The sequence below is a fragment of the Marinobacterium sp. xm-g-59 genome (assembly GCF_013283315.1).
Classification (GTDB): Bacteria; Pseudomonadota; Gammaproteobacteria; order Pseudomonadales; family Balneatricaceae; genus Marinobacterium_E.
In genome coordinates, this window is the sequence record NZ_WBYR01000004.1 from 127,604 (window position 1) to 142,801 (window position 15,198).

General features: G+C 51.1%; 13 protein-coding genes. All 13 read left to right on the plus strand.

What is annotated here, in order from left to right:
* The first annotated feature begins 42 nt into the window (after positions 1-42).
* The 13 genes from ftsL to lpxC all read left to right on the plus strand — a co-directional run bounded on the left by ftsL (position 43) and on the right by lpxC (position 15,156).
* Positions 43-333 (plus strand): cell division protein FtsL, encoded by a 291-nt coding sequence (gene ftsL, locus XMG59_RS06535; RefSeq protein ID WP_173481281.1) that lies wholly within the window; start codon positions 43-45, stop codon positions 331-333.
* Positions 326-2,035: a penicillin-binding protein 2 gene (locus XMG59_RS06540; protein ID WP_173494854.1), complete on the plus strand. Its 1,710-nt coding sequence runs from the start codon at positions 326-328 to the stop codon at positions 2,033-2,035. The genes ftsL and XMG59_RS06540 overlap by 8 nt, the downstream gene beginning before the upstream one ends.
* Positions 2,032-3,525, plus strand: a complete 1,494-nt coding sequence (locus XMG59_RS06545; protein WP_254447073.1) for a UDP-N-acetylmuramoyl-L-alanyl-D-glutamate--2,6-diaminopimelate ligase — start codon at positions 2,032-2,034, stop codon at positions 3,523-3,525. The genes XMG59_RS06540 and XMG59_RS06545 overlap by 4 nt, the downstream gene beginning before the upstream one ends.
* A complete protein-coding gene (murF, locus tag XMG59_RS06550; protein WP_173498408.1) occupies positions 3,522-4,883 on the plus strand; it encodes a UDP-N-acetylmuramoyl-tripeptide--D-alanyl-D-alanine ligase in 1,362 nt (453 codons plus the stop codon). Before XMG59_RS06545 ends, murF begins: the two co-directional genes overlap by 4 nt.
* A 1-nt stretch (position 4,884) precedes the next feature.
* Positions 4,885-5,967 (plus strand): phospho-N-acetylmuramoyl-pentapeptide-transferase, encoded by a 1,083-nt coding sequence (gene mraY / locus XMG59_RS06555; protein ID WP_173481278.1) that lies wholly within the window; start codon positions 4,885-4,887, stop codon positions 5,965-5,967.
* Between the two features lie 8 nt (positions 5,968-5,975).
* The gene (murD, locus tag XMG59_RS06560; protein WP_173481277.1) at positions 5,976-7,337 is read left to right on the plus strand and encodes a UDP-N-acetylmuramoyl-L-alanine--D-glutamate ligase; all 1,362 of its coding nucleotides are present in this window, start codon (positions 5,976-5,978) and stop codon (positions 7,335-7,337) included.
* Between the two features lie 89 nt (positions 7,338-7,426).
* Positions 7,427-8,584 carry a putative lipid II flippase FtsW gene (ftsW, locus tag XMG59_RS06565; RefSeq protein ID WP_371740266.1) on the plus strand — a complete coding sequence of 386 codons (1,158 nt, stop codon included), beginning with the start codon at positions 7,427-7,429 and terminating at the stop codon, positions 8,582-8,584.
* Entirely contained in the window at positions 8,571-9,650 is a 1,080-nt protein-coding gene (gene murG / locus XMG59_RS06570; RefSeq protein ID WP_173484338.1) for an undecaprenyldiphospho-muramoylpentapeptide beta-N-acetylglucosaminyltransferase, read from the plus strand. Before ftsW ends, murG begins: the two co-directional genes overlap by 14 nt.
* Positions 9,647-11,080, plus strand: coding sequence for a UDP-N-acetylmuramate--L-alanine ligase (gene murC, locus XMG59_RS06575; protein WP_173484339.1), 1,434 nt, complete (start codon positions 9,647-9,649; stop codon positions 11,078-11,080). The genes murG and murC overlap by 4 nt, the downstream gene beginning before the upstream one ends.
* A 5-nt stretch (positions 11,081-11,085) precedes the next feature.
* Entirely contained in the window at positions 11,086-12,036 is a 951-nt protein-coding gene (locus tag XMG59_RS06580; protein ID WP_173484340.1) for a D-alanine--D-alanine ligase, read from the plus strand.
* 2 nt (positions 12,037-12,038) lie between these two features.
* Positions 12,039-12,896, plus strand: a complete 858-nt coding sequence (locus tag XMG59_RS06585; protein ID WP_371731526.1) for a cell division protein FtsQ/DivIB — start codon at positions 12,039-12,041, stop codon at positions 12,894-12,896.
* Positions 12,897-12,989: 93 nt separating this feature from the next.
* A complete protein-coding gene (ftsZ, locus tag XMG59_RS06590; protein ID WP_173483061.1) occupies positions 12,990-14,141 on the plus strand; it encodes a cell division protein FtsZ in 1,152 nt (383 codons plus the stop codon).
* 100 nt (positions 14,142-14,241) lie between these two features.
* Complete coding sequence (lpxC, locus tag XMG59_RS06595) at positions 14,242-15,156, plus strand: UDP-3-O-acyl-N-acetylglucosamine deacetylase (RefSeq protein WP_173481271.1); 915 nt, start codon at positions 14,242-14,244, stop codon at positions 15,154-15,156.
* Positions 15,157-15,198: the final 42 nt, after the last annotated feature.

The following is a 15,198-nucleotide window of genomic DNA, read 5'->3' on the forward strand; positions in this document are numbered from 1 at the left end:
GCCATAAAGCAGAAGCCAAAGCAACAAACTAAAGAGCTGCCCATGTTAGAACTTGGTCAGCTTTTTGCACCTCTGGTCTCTGGCTTTTTATTGATTGCTTTCATCTTTATCTCAGCCTTGGCGGTGATCTACACCGCTTACGACTACCGTCGTCTGTTCAATCAGCATCAGGTCCTGGTGCGTCAAAGTGACGAGCTACGCATTGAGTGGGGGCAGCTGTTGCTAGAGCAGTCGGCTTGGGGCGCAAACAACCGAGTTGAAGTGTTGGCAGAGCAGCGCTTAGGCATGAAGATGCCTAAAGCTAATGAGATTAGGCTGGCGATCGATGAGTAACGAAGAGGTGGTACAGACTCAAGCGGCAAAAGGCTGGCGGCTGTGGTTGGTCTTCATTGCGCTCGTGCTAATCTCTGGTGTGATTGTCGCTAAGATGGTGTCGCTCTATACAGCGGAGCAGGCGTTTCTGCAGAAGCAGGGTGATGCTCGATCGCTTCGCACTCGCTTAACGCCTGCGCATCGCGGCTTGATTACCGATCGCCATGGTGACCCCTTGGCGGTCAGTGCACCGGTGGCGACCATTTGGGCTGACCCTAAAGAGACTGATCTACAAAATTCAAACTTGCCTCAGTTGGCTCGTCTGTTGAGTCTTAACCCGCAATCACTACTCAACTCTCTAAAAGAGAATCCATCACGCCGCTTCATGTACCTTAAACGACAGGTGACGCCTGAATTGGCAGAGCATGTGAATGATCTCAATATTCGTGGTATCCATGTCGATCAAACCTTCCGTCGCTTCTACCCGACCGGCGAAGTGTCAACTCACTTAGTTGGGTTCACAAATGTGGACGGAAAAGGGCAAGAGGGCTTTGAGTTGGCCTTTGATGAGATGCTGCATGGCGAACCTGGTCGAGCGCTGGTTCTTCAGGATCGCAAGGGACGCACCATCAAACACCTAAAATCTCTGCAGGAGGCAGATCCAGGTGAAGATTTAGCGCTCAGTATCGATCTGCGTTTACAGTATTTAGCCTACCGTGAGCTCAAAGACGCGGTTCAGACGCATAAGGCCGATTCGGCATCGGCAGTTATTCTCGATGCTCGTACTGGTGAGGTATTGGCCCTAGTTAATCAGCCCTCTTACAACCCGAACGATCGCCGAAATTTAAACCCTAACGGGCTGCGTAATCGTGCAGTTACCGATATTTTTGAACCGGGCTCAACGATGAAGCCGATCACAGTTGCCGCCGCCTTAATGAGTGGCGATTACCAGTTTGAAGATGTGATCGATACCTCCCCAGGTTATATCCGAGTTCGAGGTTCATCCATTCGTGACCACCGTAATTACGGTGAATTGGATATGACAGGCATCATCACCAAATCGAGTAACGTCGGTGTCGTTAAGCTGGCGCTATCGATGGAGAGTGACGCGGTTCGTAACCTGATGTTTAACATGGGACTGGGTCAGCCCACCAATACCGGTTTTCCAGGCGAGCGCTCAGGTGTGCTGCCTTTCCTAAGTGAACGTCAAGAGGTAGAACGTGCGACCTTGTCCTACGGATATGGTCTATCGGTGACGCCGCTGCAGTTAGCTCAATCGTACATTCCCTTCGCGAATCGGGGCGTCAAACTGCCTGTATCACTTTACAAGTTGGACGAAAAGCCCAAGGGTGAGCGCGTGATGCCAGCCGAGGTGGCTACCCAGGTGCTTGGCATGATGGAAACGGTTGTTACGCCAATTGGTACGGCTAAACAGGCCGCAGTGACCGGCTACCGTGTTGGGGGTAAGACGGGTACAGCTCACAAAGCCGTTGCTGGCGGTTACGCAGAAGATGCCTATGTCTCAGTATTTGCCGGCATCGCACCGATCAGTGATCCTCGAATTGTCATGGTGGTGATGGTCGATAACCCTAAAGGCCAAGAGTATTACGGTGGTGCGGTGGCTGCGCCCGTCTTTTCACGAGTGATGGGCGGTGTGCTGCGCTTAATGAATATCCCACCCGATAATTGGGAAGAGGCCAGTATGCAGGTGGCTTCAAAATGACCCAGTTATCACTGCAGTGGAATCTTAATGAACTCCTAATGCCATTTGGCCTAAGGAGCTCTGATGTTTCTGTTACGCGACTATCGCAAGACAGTCGTGAAGATCAGTCCGGCTCACTGTTTGTGGCGCGTTCGGGTGCCAACTACAGTGCATGCGATTTCGCTGAGCAGGCCGTTACCAAAGGGGCTAAAGCGGTTCTGTTGCAGGGTACGGTAGCCGATGCATCACAATTAGCTGAAAAACTGAATGTTGAGGTGATTGCTTGGCAGCCTGAGATCTGCTCTTTGGCTCAGCTAGCGGATCGTTTTTACCGCTCACCCTCTCGTTCGATGACGCTGGTCGGTATTACCGGTACCAACGGTAAAACTTCCTGTGCTCACTTCCTTGTTCAACTGCTCTCACTATTGGGCCGTCGTGCCGCTATGTTGGGCACGATCGGTATTGGCTTTTTAGACGATCTTAAGGTCTCTAGTCATACCACGCTGGATCCGATAGCGTTGCAAAGAACTCTGGCAGAGTTGCTTAAAGCGGGCGCTGACAGTGTCGTGATGGAGGTGTCGAGCCACGCCATTGATCAGGGGCGAATCGATCAGCTAGCCTTTGATTTAGTGGCCTACACCAATCTGTCACGTGACCACCTGGACTACCATGGTTCGATGGAGGCTTATGCCGCCGCCAAAGCGAAGTTGTTTGACGCCTATGGGGTGCCGCTGCAATTGGTCAATGCCGATGATGAGTACGCGGCAACTTTGTTAAATAGGCCAACCGACGCAAGGCGCTTGAGTTTCTCTACGACATCGAAATCAGCGGATGTCGCTTCGTTCGACCCTAAGTTTAGTGCCAAAGGACTCTCATTTACGCTAGAGATGATGGATCAAACCATCAGGGTAGACGCACCACTGATGGGTAGCTTTAACCTCTCCAATCTGACTCTGGTGATCGGTGCAGCGGCGATGCTGGGTTATGACCTAAGTGATGTAGAGCGATCTGTCTCTAAAGTTCAGCCGGTGCCGGGTCGTATGGAAGTAGTCTCTAACGCAACCGAGCCTTGTGTCATCGTTGATTATGCCCACACGCCGGATGCGTTAGAGAAAGCGCTAACCGCCTGTCGAGAGCATTTGGCCGGTGGCGAATTGCTGACTCTGTTTGGCTGCGGCGGTGACCGTGATCGTGGAAAACGCCCAATGATGGCAGCCATTGCCGAGCAGTTGGCGGATCGGATTTGGGTGACCAGTGACAACCCTCGCACCGAAAACCCTCAAGCGATTATTGATGAAGTGATGCAAGGTTTTGCTGGCGTTAAGCCTGTCTTTGAAGTGATCGGTCGTGCCGATGCGATTGATCAGATTATTGCTCAGGCATCGGTTAACGACATCGTTTTGATCGCCGGTAAAGGTCACGAAGATTATCAAGAGATCAATGGCGAACGCCTGCCCTTCTCAGATCAAAAACAGGCTCTGTCAGCATTGAGAGGAGGTGTCACACTATGATGCGCGATTACTCTCTGATAGAGCTTGCGGCCTTATTAAACGCTGAACTTAAAGGTTCAGATACAAAGATTGAACGTGTGATTACTGACAGTCGCAAAGCCTGTTCGGGTGATCTCTTCGTCGCTCTAAAAGGAGAGCGATTTGATGCTCATGCGTTCGTTGAACAGGTTAGTCAGCAAGGTGCATCGGCCGCTGTTGTCGATCATCCACTCGAGCTGCCTATTGCTCAGCTAGTCGTAGCCGATCCCCGAATAGCATTGGGACAACTGGGTGCACTGAATCGTCAGCAATTTTCTGGTCAGTTGGTTGCTGTGACAGGAAGTGCCGGTAAAACCAGTGTTAAAGAGATGCTCGCATTGATGTTCTCCTCGCTGGCGCCCACTTTGGCTACTCAGGGCAATTTGAATAATGACATTGGTGCACCACTGACCCTGCTTGAGCTCTCACCCGAGCATCAGTTTGCAGTGATTGAATTGGGTGCTAGCGCAGTCGGTGAGATCGATTACACCGCTGCACTGACTCAGCCAAATATCGCCATTCTTAACAATGCAATGGAAGCCCATGTAGAGGGGTTCGGTAGCCTTGAGAATATCGTGCAGGCTAAGTCAGAGATCTATAACGGCCTCGTTGAGAGCGGAGTCGGAATCGTTAATTTAGATGATCCGCATGCCCAGGTTTGGACAGATAAGCTGGATCGTTTGAATAAGCGCTGGATCGGTTTTGGTTTGAATGAATCGGCAGAGTTATCCGCAACGAATCTGAGAGTGAATGACCAGGGTTGCTTTGGATTTACTCTGACATATCAAGGCAATCAATACGCTGTTCAGCTCTCTGTTATGGGGCGTCACATGGTCTTCAATGCGCTTGCAGCCCTTGCTGCTTGGGTCGCTTCGGGTCAGCCCATTGCCAGCGCAATCAAACCGCTGCAAAACTACACAGGGTTCAAGGGGCGCCTGCAGGTTCATTCACTCAAGCCCTCTCTTGCATTGATTGATGACTCCTACAACGCTAGCCCTTCCGCCGTTAAAGCCGCCATCGATACTCTGATGACTCTGGATGGCGAGCACCTGCTTGTCCTCGGAGATATGGCCGAGTTGGGTGCTGACGCGGAGGCGCTTCATTCAGAGATCGGTCGTTATGCCAAGCAGCAGGGGGTTGATCGTCTGATGGCAACGGGTCCTCTGATGGCCAATGCGGTGTCAGCTTTCGGCGAAGGGGCGAGTCATTTCGCTTCGCGTGATGAATTGATTACTGAGTTAACACATAACCTGCCTAAAGAGGGTGCTCTGCTGGTTAAAGGTTCACGAAGTGCAGCGATGGATCGTGTCGTCGATGCACTAATAGAGATGGAAAAATAGTATGTTGGTCTACTTAGCAGATTACCTTTCTCAGTTTTATAGCGGCTTCAATGTCTTCAAGTACATTACGCTGCGCGGCATTATGGGTGTGTTAACGGCCCTCGCCATGGCGCTTTGGATGGGACCTCACCTGATTAGAAAGCTTCAGATAAAACAGATAGGACAGGCTGTTCGCAACGATGGGCCAGAGTCACACCTAAGCAAAGCTGGCACACCGACTATGGGCGGTGCGCTGATTATTCTAGCGATTATCACCAGTACCTTACTCTGGTCAGACTTAACGAACCCCTATGTTTGGGTGACGCTGTTTGTACTGGTGGTGTTTGGTGCTGTTGGCTGGGTGGATGACTGGCGCAAAGTCATTGAAAAAGACTCACGAGGTCTGCCTGCAAAGTGGAAATACCTGTGGCAATCTGTGGGCGGTGCCGCGGCCGCTGTGGCGCTCTTTTGGTTGGCCGAAACACCCGCTGAAACCGATCTCTTGATTCCGTTCTTCAAAGATACCGCGCTGTCACTGGGTCTGCTTTTTATACCCTTCGCCTATTTTGTCATTGTCGGAAGTTCCAACGCAGTCAACCTAACCGATGGTTTGGACGGCTTAGCCATTCTTCCGACGGTTATGGTGGCCGGTGCACTGGCGGTTTTTGCCTACCTGACGGGTCACGTTAAGTTTGCAGAGTACCTCAATATCCCTTACATCCCTGGCGCCGGTGAGTTGATCATTCTGCTCGGCGCCATTATTGGTGCCGGTTTAGGATTCCTCTGGTTTAACACCTACCCAGCGATGGTCTTTATGGGCGATGTAGGTGCACTCGCGCTAGGCGCTGTATTGGGTGTGGTCGCGGTTATTGTTCGCCAAGAGCTGGTACTTCTCATTATGGGCGGAATTTTTGTGCTGGAAACGGTCTCAGTCATTCTGCAAGTGGCGTCGTTCAAATTGACGGGGCGTCGCATCTTTAGAATGGCTCCAATCCATCACCACTTTGAGTTGAAGGGTTGGCCTGAGCCACGAGTCATCGTCCGTTTCTGGATCATCAGTTTTGTACTGGTGTTGATCGGCTTAGCCTCATTAAAAATACGATAGGAAATAACGTGTCACTGATTACCAGCGATAAGCGCAGAATCATTATTGGCCTAGGTCAAACTGGCCAGAGCATCGCACGCTTCTTTGCAAGTCGTGGTCTGCCGTTTGCCGCTTGTGATACACGTGAGACAGCTGCTGCAATTGATGCATTCCGTCATCAGTACCCTGAAGTTGAGCTACAAACCGGTCCGCTCAATGGTGAATGGCTGAGTCAGGCAGATGAGCTAGTGATCAGTCCAGGTGTCGCTAAAGATCAGCCTGCGATTCAGGCAGCCATAGCATCGGGTGCTAAATTGATCGGTGATATTGATCTGTTTGCTCGCGAGGTAACGGCTCCGATCATTGCGATTACCGGTTCCAATGGTAAAAGTACCGTTACGACGCTAGTTTGGCAGATGGCCGTCGATGCTGGATGCCGTGCAGAGATTGGCGGTAACATTGGTATTCCGGTTCTGGATCTATTAGCCAAGCCGGCTGCCGATCTCTATGTTTTAGAGCTCTCCAGTTTTCAACTTGAAACCACACATGATCTCAAAGCATCAGCAGCGACCGTATTGAACATGTCGGCAGATCATATGGATCGTTATGACGGTATGCAGGGGTATCATGCAGCGAAACACCGCATCTATCGCCACTGTCAGCAGGCGATTTTTAATCGTGAAGATGCTCTTTCAAGACCTCTAGTACCGAACAGCACTAAACAGACCTCCTTTGGTTTGGGAGCGCCCGACCTTAATCAGTACGGCCGATTGATGGTTGAGGGTAAGCCTTGGTTAGCAAAAGGTGCTGAGGCCCTTATGCCAGTTGCCGATATGAAGATGCGTGGCGAACACAATGAGTTGAACGCATTGGCGGCTCTGGCTCTGTGCGAATCTCAGGGACTGAAACTATCGTCCCTTTTAAAGACCCTGTCTCAATTCCCGGGACTCGAACACCGCTGTCAGTGGATTGCAGAGCGAGAGGGTGTCAGCTGGTTCAACGACTCTAAAGGGACTAATCTTGGCGCTACACTGGCTGCCGTTGTGGGTCTTGGAGAGACGCAAGAACGCACACACTCATTAATCTTGATCGCGGGTGGACAAGCTAAAGGTCAGGATTTTTCGGGCCTAAAACTACCTAGCCAACGCTACTTAAAATCACTCATTCTGATCGGGGAAGATCGCCAACAGATGGCCGATGAGATCGGTTTTGAAGCAACCTGTTTTGCCGATTCATTGATGGACGCAGTGCGTTTGGCTGAGTCTCAAGCAGAGTCGGGTGATGCGGTTCTGTTATCCCCAGCTTGTGCAAGTTTCGATATGTTCACAGGGTTTGAAGATCGTGGTCATCAGTTTGTGGCGGCCGTGAGAGAGGTGTTGTCATGCGATTAACACTTCCCCATTATAGTAAGCTTTGGAATTTTAAATTGCCTGCGGAGCTGCGTGTTCCTCAGGGCACTTTACCTTTCGATCCACTGTTGATGATGAGTATGCTAGCACTGATGCTGACAGGCCTTGTCATGATCTCTTCAGCCTCTATGGATGTTGCAGCGGCTAAATTTGGTGGGCCATTCTTCTTCATTTTTAGGCACGGCCTATTTGTTGTGGCAGCGCTGTTAGTGGTTGCACTGCTGGTGAGAATTCCCATTACTGTTTGGGAGCGTTTCTCAGTCTGGCTGCTCTTCTTGGGACTGTTGTTGCTGTTGATTGTTTTAGTGCCTGGCATCGGCCGCGAGGTCAATGGTAGTCAGCGTTGGATAGGACTGGGTAGCTTCAATCTACAGGCCTCAGAGGTCGCTAAGGTCTGTATGGTGATGTTTATTGCGGGCTATCTGGTGCGCCGTCTACACGAGGTTAGATCGACTTGGAAGGGGGTTGTGAAACCTGCTATTCCACTGGCGTTCTATGTTTTTGCACTCTACCTAGAGCCGGATTACGGTGCCATCGTTGTTACAACTGCAACGGTTATGGGCATGATCTTCCTGGGTGGAATGCGACTGTTACAGTTAGTTACTGTTGTTGGCGTTGTCGGAGTGTTGGTCGGTGCGATGGCGTTGACTCAAACTTACCGTTTGAAACGTCTGCAGTCTTTCTCGGATCCTTGGGCGGATCCATACGGTGCTGGCTATCAGCTCTCTCAAGCGCAGATCGCTTTTGGTCGCGGAGAGTGGTTTGGAACCGGTCTTGGTAACAGCGTACAAAAACTCTTCTACCTACCCGAAGCCCATACAGACTTTGTCTACTCAGTTCTCGCGGAAGAGCTCGGTCTGATCGGTGCCATGGCGGTTGTTGTTTTGTATGTGGTTTTAATCGCTCGAATCTTCTTGATCGGTCGCCAGGCTGAGAAGCAGCAACGCTTTTTTATGAGCTACATCTCCTACGGTTTCGGGTTCATTCTTGCGGGTCAGGCGATGATCAATATCGGTGTGAACGTGGGCGCATTGCCAACCAAAGGTCTGACGTTGCCGCTGATGAGTTACGGTGGTTCATCGCTGATTATCTGTGCGGCGATGATCGCCATCGTGCAGCGCGTGGATTATGAGCTGAAACGTGAGCGTCTGGGGATGAAGCCCGTCGAGAGCCGTTGGAGTCGATTCTGGTCACGCTGGACACAGGAGGCCTCTCATGAGTCAGTCTAAACGCCTACTCATTATGGCCGGCGGTACCGGCGGGCATGTCTACCCAGCACTTGCCGTGGCTGATCTGTTGCGTGCTGAGGGTCACCAGGTGGAGTGGTTAGGTTCTGTTCGTGGCATTGAAAATCGAGTGGTCCCTGAAGCGGGCATTAGGTTGCATGCCATTAATGTCTCAGGCCTAAGAGGGAAAGGCAAACTGAGCCTTATTGCTGCGCCTTTCAAATTAATTAAGGCGCTATGGCAAGCCTATAAGGTAGTAAAACAGGTTCAGCCAGATGCCGTTCTGGGTATGGGTGGTTTTGCGTCGGGGCCTGGAGCCCTGGCCGCTTGGCTACTCAATAAGCCTCTAGTGATTCATGAGCAAAATGCGGTCGCTGGATTGACCAATACACAGTCTCGTCGATTTGCTAAACGTGTACTCCAAGCCTTTCCCAACGCCTTTAAATCGGGCGCACAAGGTGAAGTGGTCGGCAATCCTATTCGTGGCCCTATCTTGGATGTTGCAGCACCTTCTGAACGGTTTGCAGGGCGAAGCGGGGCCATTAATTGCCTAGTAGTGGGGGGCAGTCTTGGGGCATTAGCGATCAACGACTTGGTACCTCAAGCTGTGGCTAGGTTGTCATCTGAAGAGCGTCCCAATCTGTGGCATCAATCTGGACCGACGCACATTGAACGTTGCCAACAGGCTTATGCAGATGCCGGTGTTGAAGCTGAGGTCGTGCCCTACATTGAATCCATGGATGAGGCTTATGCCTGGGCTGATCTGGTGATCTGCCGAGCGGGGGCATTAACCGTCTCTGAAATTGCGATAGCCGGTGTGCCTGCTCTGTTTATTCCCTTCCCTCATGCGGTTGATGACCATCAAACAGCAAACGCTCAGTATTTGGTTGACGCAAAGGGTGCAGACCTAATTGCACAAAAGAATTTAACAGCCGAGGGACTCTCTCTATGGCTGAAACAACATCAATCTCGAACCGATCTGTTGGCCATGGCTAACGCTTCGCGTTCTCAGGCGAAACCAGACGCAACCCGTCAGGTCGCTGATATCTGTTTGGAGGTGGCCCTATGAGCCCAAAAGCCGGACATCGTAAAGAGTATGAAGTGCCAGAGATGCGCCGTATTAACCGAATCCACTTTGTGGGCATCGGAGGTGTGGGTATGTGTGGCATCGCCGAAGTGTTATTGAACCAGGGTTATGCTATCTCCGGTTCTGATATCCGTGAGTCGGCAGTGACCAATCGACTTCAGTCACTCGGCGCGACCATTTTTATTGGCCATGCGGCTGAGAATGTCGAGGGGATAGATGTCCTAGTCACCTCAACAGCGGTCGATCAAACCAATCCAGAAGTTGCCCGCGCCAAAGAGCAGTTAATACCGGTTGTTCGTCGTGCTGAAATGTTGGCCGAGTTGATGCGCTACCGCCATGGGATTGCAGTGGCAGGCACACACGGTAAAACAACGACGACCAGTTTGGTTGCTTCTATTCTCGCAGAAGCGCAACAGTCACCCACCTTTGTGATCGGCGGTCGTCTAACCAGTGCAGGCACCAATGCTCAGCTTGGGCGCAGTCGTTACTTAGTCGCTGAAGCGGATGAGTCTGATGCCTCATTCCTGCACCTGCAGCCGATGGTGGCGATTGTCACCAACATCGATGCTGATCATATGGATACCTACGACGGTGACTTCGGCAAGTTGAAGCAGACCTTTATCCGTTTTCTGCAGAATCTCCCATTTTACGGACTGGCCGTTATGTGTATCGATGATCCCGTCGTGCGCGAATTGATGCCAGAGGTTGGGCGCCCCATGCTCAGTTATGGCTTCTCTGAAGATGCAGACTTCCAAGCTTATGACCTAGAGCAGAATGGACTGCAGAGCCGTTTTAAGGTGAGACGTCCAGGTGGACTAAGTGATCTTTCGGTCTGTCTAAATATGCCAGGACGCCACAACGTATTGAACGCACTCGCTGCAATTGCCGTTGCAACGGATGAAGAGATCGACGATGCGGCGATCTGTCGTGCATTGGAGAAGTTCGAAGGCGTCGGACGTCGGTTCCAAGTATTGGGTGAGCTGCCACTGGAGAGCGGTAGTGTGACACTGGTCGATGATTATGGTCATCACCCACGTGAGGTTCAAGCGGTGATCAGTGCGGTTGAAGAGGGCTGGCCGGGTCGTCGCTTAGTGATGGTCTATCAGCCTCACCGCTACACACGTACGCGTGATCTCTATGAAGATTTTGTTCAGGTGTTGCAACGTCCCGATCAGCTACTGCTGCTTGAGGTCTATGCAGCCGGTGAGGAGGCGATTCCAGGCGCGGACACACGTTCCCTCTGCCGTTCTCTGCGTCAACGTGGCAAAGAGCCCATTTTTGTTGAATCAAATGAGCACATAGCCGAGATGTTGAAAGAGGTTCTGCAACCGGGTGATCTGCTTCTGACTCAGGGTGCAGGGAACATCACAACGCTGGCTCACCAGCTACGTGAACACTGGGGTGAGGTCTAAGTCTGATGGCTGAATCGATTACTAAATACTCCAAACAAGAGCTGCAAAGCCTAGGTCGTGTCGCCGTTATCATGGGTGGCAATGCGTCAGAACGTCAGGTATCTCTGAACAGTGGTAATGCGGTATTAGCGGCGCTGCAGAGTGCCGGTGTCGATGCGTTCGCACTGGATTTGACAGGTAATGGACAGAACCCATTAACTCAATTAGTGGAAACCGAATTTGATCGCGCGTTTCTGATTGTCCACGGGCCTGGTGGAGAAGATGGCCAGCTACAAGGCGCTCTTGAACTGATCAATAAGCCTTACACCGGCAGCGGCGTCGCAGCCTCTGCGGTGGGAATGGATAAGATGCGCACCAAGCAGCTCTGGTTAGGTGCCGGTCTACCCACTCCAGCCTATGCGTCGCTTTGCCCAAGCAGTGACTTTGATCAGATCGTTGAGGATCTCGGACTGCCTCTGATGGTGAAACCCGCTAATGAGGGGTCGAGTATTGGCATGAGTCGTGTCAGCAGCGCTCAAGAGTTACGTGATGCTTATGCTGTGGCGGCTCAGTTTGATAGCCGAGTGATCGCCGAACAGTGGGTCAATGGTCCTGAGTTCACCGTCGCAATTCTAAATGGCCGTGCACTGCCCATTATTCGCCTTGTGACACCCCATGAGTTTTACGACTTCGATGCTAAGTACCAAGCGAATGACACTCAATACCTGTTTGATACCGGTTTGGATAACGAGCAGATCGAAGAGATGCAAGGTCTGGTTGAGCAGGCTTTCCATGTAGTCGGTTGTAGTGGTTGGGGGCGCGTGGATTTGATGATGGATCAAGCGGGTCAGTTTCAGTTGTTAGAGGTAAATACCACACCGGGTATGACCGATCACAGTCTGGTGCCTATGGCGGCAAAACAGGCCGGAATTAGTTTTAGTGAACTCTGTGTCGAAATTGTGATGGAGGCTCGATAGTCGTGGCCTTCAGCCTACCTTGGAAAAAAACGATCCCCACTCAAGTGGCTGAGATCGTTGAGACTCAACAGTCAGCTGCGCAAGAGGCGGAGATCCTCTTTGAGCGAGCTGATCGTTTGGTTGAGTCCGAGGTGGCAAATGAGTCGGATTGGATCTGGAAGCCGGTGTTGGTACTGACCATCTGCGGGATTTTGCTGTCACTGATATTCACAGCGGTTCGCGAGTATACCCAGTGGTTGAATCGTCCTGTAGAGACCGTTGTTGTCGATGGAGCAACCCGTCACATCGATAAAACTGTCATCGCGAATCAGGTAGCAGCGGGTATCAATGGACGCATTTTGGAGCTCGACCTTGGCGCCATTCAAGAGCGACTTGTTGAGGAGCCATGGATCAATGAAGTTGAGGTGCGCCGAGCTTGGCCACCGGCTTTACAAGTGAAGTTGATTGAAGAGGTTCCTGTTGCACGTTGGGGAAATCGAGGCTTATTGAATCACCAGGGTGACATCTTCTGGCCAGAGAGGGTCGATGCTTATCAAGCCCTGCCCGAGTTGTCAGGACCGTCCCACGAGACGGTTCGAATTATGCAGCAGTTTAGGGATCTAAACTCACTGTTTATTCGATCGGGTATTACCTTGGCTGGACTGGAGTTGGAGTCTCGAGGTGCTTGGACACTGCATCTCAATAATGGAATCAAAGTGGTCGCAGGTCGAGATGACCTGATGCCCAGACTAAGGCGCTTCATACAGGTCTATGAAACGCAGCTGGTTAAGCAGCAAGAGTCAATTGAAGAGGTTGATATCCGTTACACCAATGGTGTGGCGGTTAAATGGAAAAAGGGTTCAGGAACCAAGCGTTCCTAAAACAGGTTTTCACGACTCAATCAGCAGAATTTGAGCGAGGGTATTTAAATGCTTCATCTCTATTGGGGAATAGAGTTGAAAGGGGGAGAGAAGATGTTTCAGTTAATTGATCAGGCTGCAGAAGGCGCAAAGATCAAAGTGGTCGGCATCGGGGGTGGCGGCGGTAACGCGGTTGCTCATATGCGTACACAAGCCATGGATGGGGTTCAGTTTATCTGTGTGAATACTGATGCCCAGGCGTTGAGTGATATTACTTTGAGTGAGGCGCTGCACATTGGTCGCGAAACGACCAATGGTCTTGGCGCGGGTGCTAATCCAGAGGTTGGGCGTGCCGCGGCTCAAGAGAGTCGAGCTGCGATTGCTGAACAGTTGGCGGGTGCCGATATGGTGTTCATTACGGCCGGCATGGGCGGTGGTACAGGTACCGGGGCAGCGCCAGTGGTTGCCGAGGTTGCACGTGAATTGGGTGCGCTGACGGTTGCGGTCGTGACTAAGCCGTTTAAGTTTGAAGGCAAGAGCAGAATGCGCATTGCGGATCAGGGTATCTCTGAGCTTAAAGAGGCGGTTGACTCGTTGATTATAATTCCCAACGAGAAGTTGATGAGCGCGCTTGGTAGTAAGGTGACGTTGATCAAAGCCTTTGCGGAAGCCAATAATGTTCTTAAAGGGGCGGTCGAGGGCATCTCTGATCTGATCACTCGTCCTGGTATGATCAATGTCGACTTTGCCGATGTACGTACTGTGATGACAGAGATGGGCATGTCGATGATGGGCACTGGCCGAGCATTAGGTGATGAGCGTGCTCGAATTGCGACAGAGCAGGCGGTTCAAAGTCCTCTTTTAGAAGGGGTTGATCTTAAAGGGGCTAAGGGTGTCTTGGTCAATGTAGCGGCAGGCAAAGATCTAAGCCTGGGTGAGTTTTCGGAAGTGGGTGATCTGGTTGCAGAGTACGCCGCTGAAGATGCCACTATCGTGGTCGGCACGGTAGTCGATGAAACTCTGGGAGACGAGATTAAGGTTACGGTTGTAGCAACAGGGTTAAGTTCTACTCAGCAGAGCGTTATACCGGAACCTGTGTTGGTTGTTGAAAACAGAGAGCCTAAAGCGAAATTGGACATCAATACGTTCGAGCTTCCGGAGATTCTGAAGCGAACTAATCTTGAAGCTCTGCTGGATAAGCCGGAGCCTGAAGATCCCTACGCGGATCTCGATTACTTAGATGTTCCGACCTATCTTCGTCGCTGAACGGAACCTGAATATTTTTTGAGTAAACGCTAGGAAGCGGGGTGGCTTTCCTTTATGATGTGCTGTTAATACGTCATAACTGGATTGGTTGCCCCCGCGGATGATTAAACAGCGCACACTCAAAAACAGCATTAAAGCGACAGGTATCGGCCTGCATTCAGGTCAAAAAGTCTACCTGACCTTGCGCCCAGCCCCTGTTAATACGGGTATTATCTTCCGTCGTGTGGATCTTGATCCCGTGGTTGAAATCCCTGCTGTTGCGCACAATGTCTCTGACACCACGCTGTCTACCAACATCTCTATGGGCGGCGCTCGTGTCGCGACGATTGAGCACCTTCTATCTGCTCTGGCGGGACTTGGTATCGATAATGCCTACATCGAGTTGAGTGCTGAAGAAGTCCCTATTATGGATGGCAGTGCCGCTCCTTTTGTTTTCTTGGTTCAGTCTGCCGGTATTGAAGAGCAGAACGCGCCTAAACAGTTCATCCGTATCCTTAAAGAGGTTCAGGTTGAACACGAAGGTAAGATTGCTAAATTCCTTCCGTTCAATGGATTTAAAGTCGGCTTTCAGATTGAGTTCGATCACCCAGTATTTGAAAACCGTACTCAGCATGCTGCCCTCGATTTTTCGAGCACCTCCTTTGTTAAAGAGGTGGCACGTGCGCGTACTTTTGGTTTTATGCGTGATATCGAATACCTACGTTCTCAAAACTTGGCGTTGGGTGGCAGCTTTGATAACGCAATCGTTGTTGATGACTACCGTATCCTCAATGAAGATGGCCTTCGTTACGAAGATGAGTTCGTTAAGCACAAGATTCTTGATGCAGTCGGTGATCTCTACCTACTCGGTAAGAGCTTGATCGGTGAGTTCTACGGCGATAAATCAGGTCACTTCCTGAATAACCGTCTGCTTCGTACGCTTCTAGAAGATGAATCTGCATGGGAAGTGGTGACCTTCGAAACTGACGATCACAAAGCCCCCATTTCATATCAGCGTCCAGCAGCTGCTGTCTGATTGAACAAAACATGTTATAAAACAGGGCCGACTTAGATCGGC

Coding starts and splice junctions, on each gene's coding strand:
- lpxC (WP_173481271.1), top strand. CDS start 14,242: ATGATTAAACAGCGCACACTCAAAAACAGCATTAAAGCGACAGGTATC.
- mraY (WP_173481278.1), top strand. CDS start 4,885: ATGTTGGTCTACTTAGCAGATTACCTTTCTCAGTTTTATAGCGGCTTC.
- ftsL (WP_173481281.1), top strand. CDS start 43: ATGTTAGAACTTGGTCAGCTTTTTGCACCTCTGGTCTCTGGCTTTTTA.
- ftsW (WP_371740266.1), top strand. CDS start 7,427: ATGATGAGTATGCTAGCACTGATGCTGACAGGCCTTGTCATGATCTCT.
- XMG59_RS06540 (WP_173494854.1), top strand. CDS start 326: ATGAGTAACGAAGAGGTGGTACAGACTCAAGCGGCAAAAGGCTGGCGG.
- murC (WP_173484339.1), top strand. CDS start 9,647: ATGAGCCCAAAAGCCGGACATCGTAAAGAGTATGAAGTGCCAGAGATG.
- ftsZ (WP_173483061.1), top strand. CDS start 12,990: ATGTTTCAGTTAATTGATCAGGCTGCAGAAGGCGCAAAGATCAAAGTG.
- murG (WP_173484338.1), top strand. CDS start 8,571: ATGAGTCAGTCTAAACGCCTACTCATTATGGCCGGCGGTACCGGCGGG.
- XMG59_RS06545 (WP_254447073.1), top strand. CDS start 2,032: ATGACCCAGTTATCACTGCAGTGGAATCTTAATGAACTCCTAATGCCA.
- murF (WP_173498408.1), top strand. CDS start 3,522: ATGATGCGCGATTACTCTCTGATAGAGCTTGCGGCCTTATTAAACGCT.
- XMG59_RS06580 (WP_173484340.1), top strand. CDS start 11,086: ATGGCTGAATCGATTACTAAATACTCCAAACAAGAGCTGCAAAGCCTA.